Source organism: Micromonospora sp. NPDC048909, from assembly GCF_040649635.1.
Taxonomy (GTDB): domain Bacteria; phylum Actinomycetota; class Actinomycetes; order Mycobacteriales; family Micromonosporaceae; genus Micromonospora.
Window position 1 is genome coordinate 118,967 of record NZ_JBEZFU010000011.1, and the last position, 14,041, is coordinate 133,007.

The 14,041-nt window shown below is 73.5% G+C and carries 15 protein-coding genes and 1 riboswitch; of the genes, 6 read left to right on the forward strand and 9 right to left on the reverse strand.

The window, feature by feature from the left end; genetic code table 11:
- Positions 1-93: 93 nt before the first annotated feature.
- Positions 94-1,557: a S8 family serine peptidase gene (locus AB0C04_RS25900; protein ID WP_357059043.1), complete on the forward strand. Its 1,464-nt coding sequence runs from the start codon at positions 94-96 to the stop codon at positions 1,555-1,557.
- A 133-nt stretch (positions 1,558-1,690) separates the two neighbouring features.
- Positions 1,691-2,191, forward strand: coding sequence for a hemerythrin domain-containing protein (locus AB0C04_RS25905; protein WP_357059046.1), 501 nt, complete (start codon positions 1,691-1,693; stop codon positions 2,189-2,191).
- Positions 2,192-2,252: 61 nt separating this feature from the next.
- Here the strand turns inward: AB0C04_RS25905 and AB0C04_RS25910 are convergent, their stop codons facing one another.
- On the reverse strand, positions 2,253-2,579 hold the full coding sequence (locus AB0C04_RS25910) for a hypothetical protein (protein ID WP_357059049.1): 327 nt from the start codon (positions 2,577-2,579) through the stop codon (positions 2,253-2,255).
- A gap of 67 nt (positions 2,580-2,646) precedes the next feature.
- Positions 2,647-2,736: riboswitch (ZMP/ZTP riboswitch) on the forward strand.
- Positions 2,737-2,754: 18 nt separating this feature from the next.
- Between AB0C04_RS25910 and AB0C04_RS25915 the strand changes: the two genes are divergently transcribed.
- Entirely contained in the window at positions 2,755-4,194 is a 1,440-nt protein-coding gene (locus AB0C04_RS25915) for a glycine hydroxymethyltransferase (protein ID WP_357059052.1), read from the forward strand.
- 349 nt (positions 4,195-4,543) lie between these two features.
- On the opposite strand, the gene AB0C04_RS25920 is transcribed toward AB0C04_RS25915, so the two are convergent.
- Together AB0C04_RS25920 and AB0C04_RS25925 are read right to left on the reverse strand one after the other, a co-directional pair.
- Positions 4,544-4,804, reverse strand: coding sequence for a hypothetical protein (locus tag AB0C04_RS25920; RefSeq protein ID WP_350876297.1), 261 nt, complete (start codon positions 4,802-4,804; stop codon positions 4,544-4,546).
- Between the two features lie 96 nt (positions 4,805-4,900).
- Positions 4,901-6,001, reverse strand: coding sequence for an alpha-hydroxy acid oxidase (locus AB0C04_RS25925; RefSeq protein ID WP_357059341.1), 1,101 nt, complete (start codon positions 5,999-6,001; stop codon positions 4,901-4,903).
- Between the two features lie 150 nt (positions 6,002-6,151).
- On the opposite strand from AB0C04_RS25925, the gene AB0C04_RS25930 reads away from it, so the two are divergent.
- The 3 genes from AB0C04_RS25930 to AB0C04_RS25940 all read left to right on the forward strand — a co-directional run bounded on the left by AB0C04_RS25930 (position 6,152) and on the right by AB0C04_RS25940 (position 8,568).
- A complete protein-coding gene (locus AB0C04_RS25930) occupies positions 6,152-7,069 on the forward strand; it encodes an aminoglycoside phosphotransferase family protein (RefSeq protein ID WP_357059056.1) in 918 nt (305 codons plus the stop codon).
- Between the two features lie 25 nt (positions 7,070-7,094).
- On the forward strand, positions 7,095-7,499 hold the full coding sequence (locus AB0C04_RS25935; protein ID WP_357059059.1) for an MmcQ/YjbR family DNA-binding protein: 405 nt from the start codon (positions 7,095-7,097) through the stop codon (positions 7,497-7,499).
- A gap of 127 nt (positions 7,500-7,626) precedes the next feature.
- Positions 7,627-8,568 (forward strand): sialidase family protein, encoded by a 942-nt coding sequence (locus AB0C04_RS25940; protein ID WP_357059062.1) that lies wholly within the window; start codon positions 7,627-7,629, stop codon positions 8,566-8,568.
- 27 nt (positions 8,569-8,595) lie between these two features.
- On the opposite strand, the gene AB0C04_RS25945 is transcribed toward AB0C04_RS25940, so the two are convergent.
- From AB0C04_RS25945 to AB0C04_RS25970, 6 genes are read right to left on the reverse strand one after another with little or no spacing between them, the layout of a single operon-like run.
- Positions 8,596-8,916, reverse strand: coding sequence for an antibiotic biosynthesis monooxygenase family protein (locus tag AB0C04_RS25945; RefSeq protein WP_357059065.1), 321 nt, complete (start codon positions 8,914-8,916; stop codon positions 8,596-8,598).
- Entirely contained in the window at positions 8,909-10,159 is a 1,251-nt protein-coding gene (locus AB0C04_RS25950) for a beta-ketoacyl synthase N-terminal-like domain-containing protein (protein ID WP_357059068.1), read from the reverse strand. The genes AB0C04_RS25945 and AB0C04_RS25950 overlap by 8 nt, the downstream gene beginning before the upstream one ends.
- On the reverse strand, positions 10,156-11,430 hold the full coding sequence (locus AB0C04_RS25955; RefSeq protein ID WP_357059071.1) for a beta-ketoacyl-[acyl-carrier-protein] synthase family protein: 1,275 nt from the start codon (positions 11,428-11,430) through the stop codon (positions 10,156-10,158). Before AB0C04_RS25955 ends, AB0C04_RS25950 begins: the two co-directional genes overlap by 4 nt.
- The gene (locus AB0C04_RS25960; protein ID WP_357059074.1) at positions 11,427-11,828 is read right to left on the reverse strand and encodes a cupin domain-containing protein; all 402 of its coding nucleotides are present in this window, start codon (positions 11,826-11,828) and stop codon (positions 11,427-11,429) included. The genes AB0C04_RS25955 and AB0C04_RS25960 overlap by 4 nt, the downstream gene beginning before the upstream one ends.
- Entirely contained in the window at positions 11,821-12,564 is a 744-nt protein-coding gene (locus AB0C04_RS25965) for an SRPBCC family protein (RefSeq protein ID WP_357059083.1), read from the reverse strand. The genes AB0C04_RS25960 and AB0C04_RS25965 overlap by 8 nt, the downstream gene beginning before the upstream one ends.
- Positions 12,561-14,030, reverse strand: coding sequence for an acetyl-CoA carboxylase biotin carboxylase subunit (locus AB0C04_RS25970; protein WP_357059086.1), 1,470 nt, complete (start codon positions 14,028-14,030; stop codon positions 12,561-12,563). Before AB0C04_RS25970 ends, AB0C04_RS25965 begins: the two co-directional genes overlap by 4 nt.
- Between the last annotated feature and the right edge of the window lie 11 nt (positions 14,031-14,041).

Consider the following 14,041-nt stretch of genomic DNA (forward strand, 5'->3'; position numbering starts at 1 on the left):
GCTGTTGCACCGGAGGCGGCATACCGTCCGCCTCCCGCCGGTGCCGCACCGCTGGGGCGCGGCACCGGCGGCGAACGGCCCCTGGGAGTCTGTGTGAAGTTGATCCGTCGCAAGACACTCGCCGCCGCGTCCGCGCTGACGCTCGGCATCGGTCTCGCCGTGACCGCGGGGGTGGCGCCGGCGGCGTCGGCCGCCGGCGCGGAGAACACCTTCCTGGTCCTCGCGCCGCAGGGCGCCGGGACGGACCGGGCGGTGGCTCGGGTGGCCGCCGCCGAGGGCACCGTGGTGGCCAGCTACGACCAGATCGGCGTGCTCGTCGTCCGCTCGACGAACCCCGCCTTCGCCACCGCGGTGGCCGGCGCCGGAATCGAGTCGGTCGCCGCCACCACCGGTCTGGGCACCGCCCTCGACGAGGGCGAGACCGTGCAGGTCGCCGCACCCGACGCCCCGAACGTCACCGCGGACCCGACCAAGGAACCCCTCTTCGGCCAGCAGTGGGACATGCCGATGATCGGTGTCCCGCAGGCGCACGCCATCAACGCCGGCAGCCCCGACGTGCTGGTGGGCGTGCTGGACAGCGGCATCTCCAGCAGCCACCCCGACCTCGCGAGCCAGATCGCCAAGGACAAGAGCACGTCCTGCGTCGGCGGGGTCGCCGACACCACCGAGGCGGCCTGGAACCCGACCACCTCCGACCACGGCACCCACGTGGCCGGCACCATCGCCGCCGCCGTGAACGGCGTCGGCGTGACCGGCGTCGCTCCGGGCGTCAAGGTGGCCGCCGTCAAGGTGGTCAACGACGACGGCTACATCTTCCCGGAGGCGGCGGTCTGCGGCTTCGTCTGGGCCGCCGAGCACGGCATGCAGGTGACGAACAACAGCTACTTCATCGACCCGTGGGAGTTCAACTGCCGCAACGACGCGCGTCAGCGCCCGGTGTGGCAGGCCGTGCAGCGGGCCATCCGCTACTCGCAGAGCAAGGGCGTGCTGAACATCGCGTCCGCCGGCAACTCCAACGTCGACCTGGCCCACAAGTTCGTCGACGCGGGCAGCCCGAACAACGGCACCCCCGAGGTTCGGGAGATCAACAACGCCTGCGTCGACCTGCCGGCCGAGTCGCCGGGCGTGCTGACCGTCTCGGCGGTCGCACCGACCGGGAAGAAGAGCTACTACTCCTCCTACGGCCTCGGCGTCGTGGACGTCACCGCTCCCGGTGGTGACAGCCGCTTCCGTACCGGGGGCGTCAGCCCGACCACGACCGACCAGATCCTGTCGACCACCTTCAACACGGCGACGCGGACCAACGGCTGGGGTTGGAAGCAGGGCACCTCGATGGCCAGCCCGCACGCCACCGGCGTCGCGGCCCTGGCCCTGTCGGCCCACCCGGGCATGACGCCGGGTCAGCTGGCGTCCTTCCTCGAGCGGACGGCGGAGGCGCTGCCGTGCGAGGAGGGCGTCTGGGAGCCGCGGCCCGGCTTCCCGGCCACCTGCACCGGGGGCAAGCGCAACTCGTTCTACGGCGCGGGCATGGTCAGCGCGTACAACGTGGTGAAGTGACCACATCGCACGGATGACGGTGGGGGCCCGGCGCGCGGGCGCCGGGCCCCCACCCCGTTCGAGGGACGGTTGTTTCCGCAGTTCAGTGCCGGGGTACCGGACGATCACCTGACACAGTCGAGGAGGTCCGCCGGTGTCCACTGATGCCATCGTCCTGCTGAAAGAGGACCACAAGGAGATGCGCCGCCTGTTCAAGGCCTTCCAGGATGCCGAGGAGGGCCCGGCGAGCCAGCGGGGCAAGCTGGTGGGGCAGATCGTGGAGGCGCTCACGGTGCACACCTACCTGGAGAACGAGGTGATGTACCCGGAGGTCCGCAAGCTCCTGCCCGACCTGGAGGACGACATCCTCGAGTCGTACGAGGAGCACCACGTGGCGGACGTGCTCTGCGCCGAGCTGCACGCCATGACGGCGGAGGACGAGCACTTCAACGCCAAGACCACGGTGCTGATCGAGAACGTCCTGCACCACGTCGAGGAGGAGGAGCAGGAGTGGTTCCCCAAGGTGCGTGAGGCGCTCGGCCGCAAGCAGCTCCAGGAGATCGGCGAGCGGATGATCGCGCTGCGGGCCGACGCGCCGCGCAAGCCGACCGACCCGAAGGCGATCAAGAAGGCGGTGGACGCGGTCACCGCCTGAGCGGCTTCGACGACGTGGACGGGCCCGGCATCGCCGGGCCCGTCACTCGTGTGCCGGAGGTTCAGTCGGCGGAGCCGGGTTCGGCCATCTTCCGGTGCTGCTCGGACTTGAGCCTGTCCGGAACGATCTTGCCGACCGCGGTCTGCACCTTGTTCGTCAGCGAGCCGGCGGTCACCGTCTGATCGCCCTTCATCAACGCCGTGAAGCCCTGCTCGGCCACCGTCCGCGGGTCGTCCTTGCGGCCGGCGCCGACCCGGGTGTCCTGCATCCGGGCCCGATCGAAGAACTCGGTGTCGGTCGGGCCGGGCATCAGGGAGGTCACCGTGACCCCGGTCTCCTTCAGCTCGTTGCGCAGCGCCTCGGCGGTGCCCCGCCAAGGTGCGCCCAACCACCCGGGCCGCGACCGACTCGCGGCCGAGGTCGGCCTGGCCGGCCCCGGCCGACCCGGTAGGATCGGCGCGGGCCGTGACTGGCGCGTGGGGATGGGGAACCATCGGGGAGCGGCCCCGTCATGAGGACGCATGCCGAGCGCCTGGGCCTTCCGTACGCCAGTTGGAGGTTCCATGCCGTCGCCGAACGCCGAATCCACCGCCTTCCGCAGCGCGCTCGAGGTGATCCGTGCCGTCGAGCCCCGGGTGGCCGACGCGATCACCGCCGAGCTGGGTGACCAGCGCGAGTCGCTGAAGCTGATCGCCAGCGAGAACTACGCCTCCCCGGCCACCCTGCTGGCCATGGGCAACTGGTTCAGCGACAAGTACGCCGAGGGCACCGTGGGCCGCCGCTTCTACGCCGGCTGCCAGAACGTCGACACGGTCGAGGCGCTCGCCGCCGAGCACGCCCGGGAGCTGTTCGGCGCCGCGCACGCGTACGTGCAGCCGCACTCCGGCATCGACGCCAACCTGGTCGCGTTCTGGGCCGTGCTGGCCGACCGGGTGGAGTCTCCGGCGCTGAAGAAGGCCCAGGTCCGCCAGGTCAACGACCTCACCGAGGCGGACTGGTTCGCGCTGCGCCGGGAGCTGGGCAACCAGCGGATGCTCGGCATGTCGCTCGACGCCGGCGGGCACCTCACCCACGGTTTCCGGCCGAACATCTCCGGCAAGATGTTCGACCAGCGCAGCTACGGCACCGACCCGGCGACCGGTCTCATCGACTACGACAAGGTCGCGGAGATCGCCCGGGAGTTCAAGCCGCTGATCCTGGTCGGCGGCTACTCGGCCTACCCCCGGAAGGTCAACTTCCGGATCCTTCGGGAGATCGCCGACTCGGTGGGCGCCACCTTCATGGTGGACATGGCGCACTTCGCCGGGCTGGTCGCCGGCAAGGTCTTCACCGGCGACTTCGACCCGGTGCCGCACGCGCACATCGTCACCACCACCACGCACAAGTCGCTGCGCGGCCCGCGCGGCGGCATGGTGCTCTGCCAGCCCGAGCTGGCCGACCAGGTCGACCGGGGCTGCCCGATGGTGCTCGGCGGCCCGCTGCCGCACGTGATGGCCGCGAAGGCCGTCGCGCTCGCCGAGGCCCGCCGCCCGGACTTCGCCGACTACGCCCAGCGGATCGTGGCGAACGCCCAGGCGCTCGCCGAGGGGCTGCTGAGCCGCGGCGCCAACCTGGTCACCGGCGGCACCGACAACCACCTGGCGATCATCGACGTCACCTCGTACGAGCTGACCGGCCGGCAGGCGGAGCAGGCGCTGCTCGACGCGGGCATCGTCACCAACCGCAACTCGGTGCCGCACGACCCGAACGGCGCCTGGTACACCTCCGGCATCCGGATCGGCACCCCCGCGCTGACCACCCGGGGGCTCGGCGCCGCCGAGATGGACCAGACCGCCGAGCTGATCCACACCGTGCTCAGCCAGACGAAGCCCGGCGCCAACGCCGACGGCACCGCGTCGAAGGCCAAGTACGTGCTCGACCCGGCAATCGCCGACAAGATCAGCCGCCAGGCCAGCGAACTCCTGACCGGCTTCCCCCTCTACCCCACCGTCGACCTCACCTGACCCACCCCGCCCCGCTTGTTGATCATGCAGTTGTGGTGCCCGGACGGTCCCGCTTCGCGGAGTGCGTCCACCACCACAACTGCGTGATCGCCGGGCGCCACGGGGGCCGATCAGGGGGTTAGGGCACGGTTGCGGAGGGCGCGCAGCGTGCGATACACCACCCGCGGCGCAGCAGAATCCCGACGGCGAGGCACGAACCACACCCAACACCACCAGTACGACAACTTCCCCGCCACTCATCAACCCGGCGAACGTTAATGGTCCCCGCACTAGCAACACGGCGGGATGAACGGCAGCCGACCGGTGGTGAGCCGCAGGTTTACCGAAGTTGGGCGGCTGAGCGGACGGCTCAGGCGATCGGGCGCTTCAGGTGGTAGCGGTGCACCTCGGTGCTGCCCTGCACGTTGTTGACGTCCTCGGCGGCGGAGACCAGTTCCCAGCCGTCCCGGCCGACCCGGTTGAGGTGCGCGATCGCGGTGTCGCCGTACGCCGTGATGTCCTTACGGGACCCGTCGGGGGCGTACCAGACGAACGAGACGTGGAAATTTCGACCCTGCCCCTGATAGCGGCGGACCAGCAAGGCGTACTCCCAGGCAACCATGGGCCCCATTATGACCGTCCATCCAGGACGCCGAAACGGCGGCGGTCGCGCTTTGCCACCCGGTGAACGCGATGTGTCAACCCGTCGTGACGGCGACCGGTCCGGTCAGCCCGACGCGACGGTACGCAACTGTCGGGCGGCCGCGGGATCGGGACAGCCGGCCAGGGCCAGCGCGTCGCGCAGCTCGGTGGCGAGCAGGTCCAGCGCGGTTTCGGCGGCGGGCCGACCGCCGGCGGCGAGCGCCCAGAGCAGCGGCCGGCCGACCAGCACGCCCGCGGCGCCGAGCGCCAGCGCCCGCAGCACGTCGGTGCCGCCACGCACACCGCTGTCCAGCAGCACCTCGCACCGGTCGCCGACCGCGTCGACGACCTCGGGCAGCATGGTGACGCTGGCCGGCGCGCCGTCGAGCTGACGGCCGCCGTGGTTGGAGACCACCACCGCGTCCGCGCCGACCCGTACGGCGTCGAGCGCGTCCCGCGGGTCGAGCACGCCCTTCACCACCAGCGGCAGGTCGAACCGCTCCCGCAGCCAGGCCAGGTCGGCCCAACCCAGCGCCGGGGCGAAGGCCGCACCGGAGCGCGCTCGCAGCTGGGACACCCCGGGGGTGCCGCCGTGCGCCAGGTCGTCCCGCCCGTTGGGCAGGTTCGCGGCGGCCACCTGCGCCGGGAGCCGGAACGCGTTGCGCAGGTCTCGCATGCGCCGGCCCAGCACCGGCACGTCCACGGTCACCACCAACGCCCGGCAGCCGGCGTCCCGCACCCGGGCCAGCAGGTCCAGCACGAGCCCCTTGTCCCGCAGCCAGTAGAGCTGGAACCAGACCGGCGCGCCGGTCGCCGCCACCTCCTCGATCGGGGTGCTGCCCAGCGTGCTGGCCAGGTACGGCACGCCCGCCACGCCGGCCGCCGCGGCCAGCGCCAGCTCCCCGTCGGGATGCACCAGCCGCTGGTAGGCCATCGGCGCCACCCCCACCGGCATCGCGTACCGGTGGCCGAGCAGCCGGGCGGTCAGGTCCGGAACCTCCACCCCGCGCAGCACCCGGGGCAGCACCGCGACCCGGTCCAGGGCGGCGCGGTTGGCGCCCAGGGTGACCTCGGCGCCGCTGCCACCGTCGATGTAGTCCCAGACGTCCGGCGGGAGCACCGCCCGGGCCCGCTCGGCGTAGTCGGCCAGGCAGGCCGGCGGCGCGTCGGCCGGCAGGTCGGTCACGTTCGGTTCAGCCCGGTGCTCGACGTCCACACCCGCCATCCTCCCCACGCCGCCCCACCACGGGCAACGTCCCGCGGTCGCGGTGCCGCGGCCGGTGGGGCGGGCGGAAACGGGTTGCGTGGACGGGGCCGGCCGACCAGCCTCGGACGGATGGACCAGGACCGGACGGCACCGCCCACTCGGGTCGCGCTGCGCGACCGCATCGACGTGTCGCTGGTACGCCGGCTCGTCGCCGCGCAGTTTCCCCGCTGGGCCGACCTGCCGGTGCGCCCGCTCGAGGAGGGCGGCTGGGACAACCGCACCTTCCACCTGGGTGACGCGATGACCGTGCGGCTGCCCAGCGACGAGGGGTACGCGCTCCAGGTGGTCAAGGAGCAGCGGTGGCTGCCGCTGCTCGCGCCGCAACTGCCGCTCGACGTGCCCACCCCCCTGGCTCAGGGCGAGCCTGCTGCGGACTACCCCTACCCGTGGTCGGTCTACCGATGGATCGACGGGCGCACCGCCCGGCGGGACCGGATCGCCGACCTGACCGAGTTCGCCACCACCCTGGCCGGCTTCCTCGCCGCGCTCCAGCGGGTCGACGCGAGCGGCGGGCCGGTGGCCGGCGCGCACAGCGCCTGGCGGGGCGCCCCGCTGAGCACGTACGACGAGGACACCCGGCGGGCGATCGACCGGCTGGGTGGGCGGATCCCGGTCGACACGGCCAACGCGATCTGGGCCGACGCCCTCGACGCGACCTGGGCCGGGCCGCCGGTCTGGTTCCACGGCGACGTCGCGTACGGCAACCTGCTGGTGCGCGACGGGCGACTCGCCTCGGTGATCGACTTCGGCTGCTGCGGGGTCGGCGACCCCGCCTGCGACGTGGTCATCTCCTGGACGCTGCTGGACGAGGAGAGCCGGGCGGTGTTCCGGGACGCGCTCGCCGTCGACCCGGCGACCTGGGCGCGCGGTCGCGGTTGGGCGCTGTGGAAGGCGCTGATCAACCTGGACAACGCGGACCCGGCACGGACGGCCGAGGCGCGGCACGCGCTGGGCCAGGTGCTGGCCGAGTGGGCGTCGTCCCGCTGACGCCCCGAGGCCGTACCCTGGGGCGATGGCCAGCTGGGAGGACGTGCGACGAATCGCCGCGACGCTGCCGGAGACCACCGAGCACGGGTCGTACGACGGGCTGCCGGCCTGGCGGGTGCGGGGCAAGCCGTTCGTCTGGGAGCGCCCGCTACGCAAGGCCGACCTGGCCGCCCTCGGTGACGCCGCCCCGGACGGGCCGATCCTCGGCGCCCGGGTGCCCGATGTGGGCGCCAAGGAGGCGCTGCTCGCCGACGACCCCGAGGTCTACTTCACCACCCCGCACTTCGACGGCTATCCGGCGGTGCTGGTCCGGCTGGAGCGCATCGAGCTGACCGAGCTGACCGAGCTGATGGTCGAGGCCTGGTACGACCGCGCACCGAAACGGCTCGCCACGTCGTACCGGGCGCAGGGCACGGCGCAGGCGGACTGACCGGGCCCGGCCGGAGAGTAAGCGGTTCCCGGATGTTCGCCGGCCGTTCTCCGCGGGGCCGCCCGGGCGTACGGTCCCGCGCCGTAGCGTGGTCGACCGGACCGGACGCCCCAGGAGGCCGCCGCGCATGACCTTGTCACCGATCGGCCGCAGCACCGACGTCCAGGTCACGGCGGTGCGCCGGATCGGCGACAGCGCGCCGCACAGCGCCTTCACCGACCTGGTCCGGCATGACGGCGGGTGGTTCTGCGCGTTCCGCGAGGGCAGCACACACGTCTCCGGTGACGGGGTGATCCGGGTGCTCAGCTCCCCGGACGGCCGCTCCTGGAGCTCCGCGACGGTACTGCGCCGCGACGACACCGACCTGCGCGACCCGCGCTTCGTGTCGCGCCCCGACGGTCGGCTGCAACTGCTCGCCGCCGCCGTGACCGGCGAGGCCACCAAGAAGTTCCGGACCGTCGCCTGGGTCTCCCGGGACGGGCGCCGCTGGGGCGATCCGACGCCGATCGGTGAGCCGGACGTCTGGGTGTGGCGCGCGGCCTGGCACGACGGCGCCATGTACGGCGTCGGCTACGCCACCCGGGAGCCGCGCTTCGTCCGGCTCTACCGCAGCGGCGACGGCCTCGACCTGCACCCGGTGGCGCCGACCCTGTTCGCCGGCGGCTACCCGAACGAGTCGGGACTGGTCTTCGACCCGGACGGCACCGCCACCTGCCTGCTGCGCCGGGACCGGGAGACGGCCACCGCCCAGCTCGGCCGGGCCCGGCCCCCGTACCGCGACTGGGAGTGGACCGACCTGGGCGTCCAGGTGGGCGGGCCGACCCTGCTCCGACTGCCGGACGGCCGGCTGCTCGCCGGGGTACGACTGCTCGACGACCCGGTACGCACCGCGATCTGCGCCGTCGACACCGAGCGGGGCGAGCTGACCGAACTGGTCGCCCTGCCCTCCGGCGGCGACACCAGTTACCCCGGCCTGGTCTGGCACGACGACCTGCTGTGGGTCAGCTACTACTCCTCACACGAGGGACGCACCTGCGTCTACCTGGCCGAGGTCGCCCTGGGCCGCTGAGTCGCGCCCACTCGCGGGCTCGCCCGCTCAGGCCAACGCCGGGGTCTGCGCGTGGATGTGGAAGCGCAGCGACCGGGCGTCGGTGAAGCACTCCCGCATCGGCCGGACCAGCTCGCGGTGCTCCGGGCTGCGCTCCCACGCCTCGAAGTCGGCCAGCCGCGCCCACTCGCTGGTGATCAACCACTGCTCCGGGTCGGCCGACGAGCGGCACACCTGATCCACCAGGTGCCCCGGCACCCCGCCGGCCACCTGATGCCGGATCGCCTCGTACGCCGCCAGGAACGCCGCGGTGCGCTCCGCCGGCACCCGTACCAGGAACACCACCCGGGCCCGCTGTTCGTCAGCCATCTTCGTCCTCCCTCGACGGTGCCGCCCCACGCAGCACCAGCGCGCTGTTGAAGCCGTCGAATCCCCGCGCGCAGACCAGCGCGACCCGGCTGCGCGGCCGTCGGTGCTCGCGCAGGAAGTCCAGCTCGCAGCCGGCGGCGACCTCGTCCGGGCCCGCCGAGGCGGGCAGCGTGTCATGCCGGAAGGCGAGCAGCGCGGTGGCCACGTCCAGCGCGGCGCCGCCCTGGTGGGCCCGGCCGGTGAGGGGCTTCGCGGTGCTCACCGGGGGCGGCCGGTCGCCGAAGACCGACCGCAGCGCGCTGGCCTCGGTGCGGTCGTAGCGGGGCACGCCCAGCGCGTCGGGCAGCACCAGGTCCACCGCGTCCGCGCCGACGCCGGCCCGGTCCAGGGCCAGCCGCATCGCCCGGGCGTACTGGGTCGGGTCGCCGGCGCTCTGCGGGCCGGTGTGCGCCGCGTCGTGGGTCGCCCCCCAACCGGTCAGCTCGCCGTAGACCCGCGCGCCACGGGCCAGCGCGTGCCCCAGCTCCTCCACCACGAAGACCGCCCCGCCCTCGGCCGGCAGGTAACCGCTCGCCCCGGCGTCGAACGGCCGGTACGCCCGCTCCGGGTCAGCGACGTCGCTGAGCAGGCCGGAGGTCAGCTGGCAGGCCAGGGCGTACGGGCTCAACGGGGACTCGGTCGCGCCGGCGATCACCACCGGGGTGCCCCGGCGCACCGAGCGGACCGCGTGCGCCAGGCTGTCCAGTCCACCGGCCGCCTCGCTGACCAGCACCCCGCACGGCCCCTTGAACTGGTGATGGATGGAGAGCTGGCCGACGCTGGCCGCGTAGAACCAGGCGATCGACTGGTACGCCCCGACGGTGCGCGACGGGCCACCCCAGAGCCGTTGCAGCTCCCGCTGGCCGAACAGGTTGCCGCCCGAGGAACTGGCCAGGGTGACCGCGTAGCCGTAGGGGTCGGGGGCCTGCTCGGGCAGCCCGGCGTCGGCCAGCGCCAGCCGGGTGGCGGCGAACCCGAGGTGCGTCCACCGGTCGGTCTGCACGAGCTGGCGGCTCGCCGCGTATCCGGTGGCCTCGAAGCCGGTCACCTCGCCCGCGAACCGGGTCGGGTAGCCGGCCGGGTCGAACAGCGTGATCGGCCCGGTGCGCCGGGTGCCGGCCAGCACCGTACGCCAGTGCGCCGCCGCGCCGATGCCGCTCGGGGCGACCACCCCGATCCCGGTGACCACCGCCCGGGCGGTCACGCGGCCACCGCCCCGGGCAGCCGGCGGAAGATCATCGCGGACTGGAAGCCGCCGAAGCCGCTGCCCACCGAGAGGGCGACGTCGACCGGCAGCTCCCGCGCCTCGTTCGGCACGTAGTCCAGGTCGCACTCCGGGTCCCGGGTGCTCCAGTTGGCGGTCGGCGGCACCACCCCGAACTCGATGGCGAGCGCGCAGGCGGCCATCTCGATCGAGCCGATCGCGCCGAGCGAGTGCCCGACCATCGACTTGATCGAGCTGACCGGCACCCGGTACGCCGCGTCGCCGAGCGCCCGTTTGAACGCGGCGGTCTCGTGCCGGTCGTTCTGGCGGGTGCCGGAGCCGTGCGCGCTGATGTAGGAGACCTGTTCCGGGGCGAGCCGGGCCTGCCGCAGCGTCGCGGAGATGGCCAGCGCCATCTCCACCCCGTCCGGTCGCAGCCCGGTCATGTGGTAGCCGTTGCTGTGGCTGGCGTACCCGGCGACCTCGCAGTAGACGTGTGCGCCGCGCCGCCGGGCGCGCTCGGCCTCCTCCAGCACCAGCACCGCCGCGCCCTCGGCGAGCACGAAGCCGTGCCGGTCGGCGTCGAACGGGCGGGAGGCGTGCGCGGGGTCGTCGTTGTCCGGGCTGGTCGCCTTGATCGCGTCGAACGAGGCGACGGTGACCGGCGAGATCGGCGAGTCCGCGGCGCCGGCGAGCACCACGTCCGCCTCGCCGTCGGCGATCAGCTGGTGGGCGTACCCGATCGCGTCGATCCCGGAGGTGCAGCCGGTGGAGACCACCTGGGCCGGGCCGTGCAGGCCGTGCCGGCAGGCCACGTCGGCGGCGAGGCTGCTAGGCACCAACGCCTGGTAGAGGTAGGGGCCGCCGCGGGCCGGGTCCACCAGCCACCGCCGGCCGGCGTCGCTGACCGCGACGTACTGCTGCTCCAGCGCCATGGTGCCGCCGACCGCGGTGCCGAGCACCACCCCGGCGCGGTCCCGCTCGGCGTCGGTGAGCGCCAGACCGGCGTCGGCGATCGCCTCGTCGGCGCAGGCCAGCGCGAACTGCACGTAGCGGTCGGAGCGCCGCAGCTCGGCCTCGGTGATCCCGGCGGCGACCGGGTCGAAGTCGCACTCCGCGGCGATCCGGGACCGGAACGGCGACGGGTCGAAGAAGGTGATCCGCCGCGTCGCCGTCCGCCCCTCGGTGATCGACTTCCAGAACCGGTCCCGGGTGGCGCCGCCCGGGGCGACCACGCCGATCCCGGTCACCACCGTGCGGCGCCCGGTCACGACGCGCCCCGCTCGACCAGCTCGGTGTCGACGTGGCCGAGGTCCGGCCGGGGCGCGAGAGGTCCGAGGTGGAAGACCACCTCGGCCGGCTCGTCGCCGGTGTTGCGCAGCCGGTGCCGCACGGTGATCGGCACGAAGAGCGCCTCGCCGGCGGCCAGCGGCACCGGCCGGTCGTCCAGGTCCACGGTGATCTCACCCCGGGCCACGTAGAGGAACTCCTCGCTGTAGGGGTGGTAGTGCTCGGCGATCCGCTCCCCCGGCTGCAACGCGGCCACCCCCATGAAGCCGGAGGTGCTGCCGACGGTGCGCGGGCCGAGCAGCACCCGCAGCTCGCCGCCGCGCCGCCGGTCCGCCGGCACGTCCCGGGCGGCGATCAGGGGCAGGGTCTGCTCACTCATCGCCGGCTCCCGTCGCCCCGCCGACCGGCACGGCCTCGCCGGTCTGCACCCGGCGTTCGATCCGCTCCTTGATCACCGCGAGCTGCACGGCGCTGTTGGCGTTGATCCGCTCGGTCATCCCGACGTTGTCCACCGGCGCGGTCGGCTTCATCGCGAAGTCCTGCACCCACGTCATCCGGGTCCCCTCGGGCTCCTCGGCGTAGCGCCAGTGGATCCGCATGTACTCGAACGGCCCGGTCTCCACCCGGTGTGCGTGCACCTGCCGGGCGATCGGGTCGGCGACGCGTTCGCTCACCCAGCTCCAGGACACCCCGTTCTCGTCCGGGTGCATGGTGAGCCGGAAGCGCACCGTGTTCCCGGCCCGGTGCAGGATCTCCACCACGGCGTACTCCGTGAACAGCTCGGTCCAGTTCGGCACGTCGTTGGTGATCTCCCAGACCAGCGGCAGCGGCGCGGCGATCACGATGCTGTTCTCGGTGTGCCCCGGTTGCGCCGAGCGCCGGGCGACCAGGTTGGCCACGGCCGGGATGCTCAGCTGCGCGGCCTGCTCGGGGATCTGTACCCGCCACCGGTCGGCGACGACCGCGGAGAGTTCGAGCAGCGCGAGGGAGTCCAGGCCGAGTTCCTCCAGGGAGGCGGCCGGCGCGCGGGCGGCGGCCTCGGCGTCCAACCCGCAGTGCGCCACCAGGATGTCGGTGATCTCGGCGGTCAGCGGTTGGCCTTGGGTGACGGTCATCGGGTCCTCCTGTTTGGTGCGGACGATCCGGCCGTGGCCGGCGGACAGGTGGCGGTCACCGGCGGGGCCGGCGGTGATTCGTGCGCGCCGGCCTGGCTCGTGGTCGCGGTGTGCTCGCCGGCGGCGAGCAGCCGGTCGACCAGCCCGGTGGTGTAGCGGCCCTTGCGGAACCCGGCGTCGTCGAGCACCCGCCGGACGAACGGGATGGTGGTCCGCACGCCCGGCCCGGTCACGTCGAACTCGTCGAGCGCGCGTTCCAGCCGGTTCAGCGCCAGCTCGCGGTCCGGCGCCCAGACGGCCACCTTGGCCAGCAGCGAGTCGTAGTGCGGGCCCACCACGTACCCGGGCCGGCCGTGGGTGTCCACCCGGGTGAACGGGCCACCGGGCGGCAGGAACCGCTCCAACCGACCTGGGGTGGGCGCGAAGTCGCGCTCCGGATCCTCCACGTTGACCCGGCACTCCACCGCCACCCCGTGCAGCCGGATCTCGTCCTGCCGCCAGCGCAGCGGGACCCCGGCGGCGATGTGCAGCTGCTCGTGCACCAGGTCGATCCCGGTGATCATCTCGGTGACCGGGTGCTCCACCTGGATCCGGCAGTTGATCTCCAGGAAGTGGAACCGCTCCTCGGCGTCGACCAGGAACTCCAGCGTGCCGGCGCCGGTGAAGCCGACCTCGAGCGCCCCGCGCAGCGCGGTCTCCGCGATCGAGTCGAGGACGCCGGCGGGTAGCGCCGGGGCGGGCGCCTCCTCGACCAGCTTCTGGTGCCGCCGCTGCACCGAGCAGTCCCGGGTGCCCAGGTGCACCCCGTTGCCGTGCCCGTCGCAGAGCACCTGCACCTCGACGTGCCGGGCCTCGGTCAGGTAGCGCTCGACGTAGACCCGGTCGTCACCGAAGACGGCCTGCGCGGCAGCCCGGGTCTTCGCGTACGCCCGGGGCAGCTCCGCCGCGGACCAGACCACCGTCATGCCCCGGCCACCGCCCCCGGCCGCCGCCTTCACGATCACCGGGTAGCCGATGTCCGCGGCCACCTCGGCCGCCGCGGCCGCCGTGGGCACCGGCTCCACGCTGCCCGCCGGCAGCGGCAGGCCGGCCCGGCGCATCAGGGCCCGGGCGGAGGACTTGTCGGCCAGCGCGGCCATCACCGACGGCGACGGGCCGATGAAGGTCAGTCCGTTCTCGGCGCAGATCTCCGCGAAGTCGGCGTCCTCGGAGAGGAACCCGTAGCCCGGGTGCACCGCCTGGGCGCCGACCTGGCGGGCCGCCTCGACGATCGCGGCGGCGTTGAGGTAGCTGCGGCGGCTGGCCGCCGGTCCGATCCGGACGGCCTGGTCGGCGAGGCGGACCGCGGCCGAGTCGGCGTCCGCCGCGGAGTAGACCACCGCGGTACGGACCCCGAGCTCGCGGCAGGCGCGCAGCACCCGCAACGCGATCTCACCCCGGTTGGCGATCAGCACCTTCTCGAACATCCCGCACCACC

Bases quoted from the DNA above. Each gene is read 5' to 3' on its own strand.
- AB0C04_RS25915 (WP_357059052.1), top strand. From the start codon at position 2,755: ATGCCGTCGCCGAACGCCGAATCCACCGCCTTCCGCAGCGCGCTCGAG.
- AB0C04_RS25920 (WP_350876297.1), bottom strand. From the start codon at position 4,804: ATGGGGCCCATGGTTGCCTGGGAGTACGCCTTGCTGGTCCGCCGCTAT.
- AB0C04_RS25930 (WP_357059056.1), top strand. From the start codon at position 6,152: ATGGACCAGGACCGGACGGCACCGCCCACTCGGGTCGCGCTGCGCGAC.
- AB0C04_RS25935 (WP_357059059.1), top strand. From the start codon at position 7,095: ATGGCCAGCTGGGAGGACGTGCGACGAATCGCCGCGACGCTGCCGGAG.
- AB0C04_RS25940 (WP_357059062.1), top strand. From the start codon at position 7,627: ATGACCTTGTCACCGATCGGCCGCAGCACCGACGTCCAGGTCACGGCG.
- AB0C04_RS25945 (WP_357059065.1), bottom strand. From the start codon at position 8,916: ATGGCTGACGAACAGCGGGCCCGGGTGGTGTTCCTGGTACGGGTGCCG.
- AB0C04_RS25960 (WP_357059074.1), bottom strand. From the start codon at position 11,828: ATGAGTGAGCAGACCCTGCCCCTGATCGCCGCCCGGGACGTGCCGGCG.
- AB0C04_RS25965 (WP_357059083.1), bottom strand. From the start codon at position 12,564: ATGACCGTCACCCAAGGCCAACCGCTGACCGCCGAGATCACCGACATC.
- AB0C04_RS25970 (WP_357059086.1), bottom strand. From the start codon at position 14,030: ATGTTCGAGAAGGTGCTGATCGCCAACCGGGGTGAGATCGCGTTGCGG.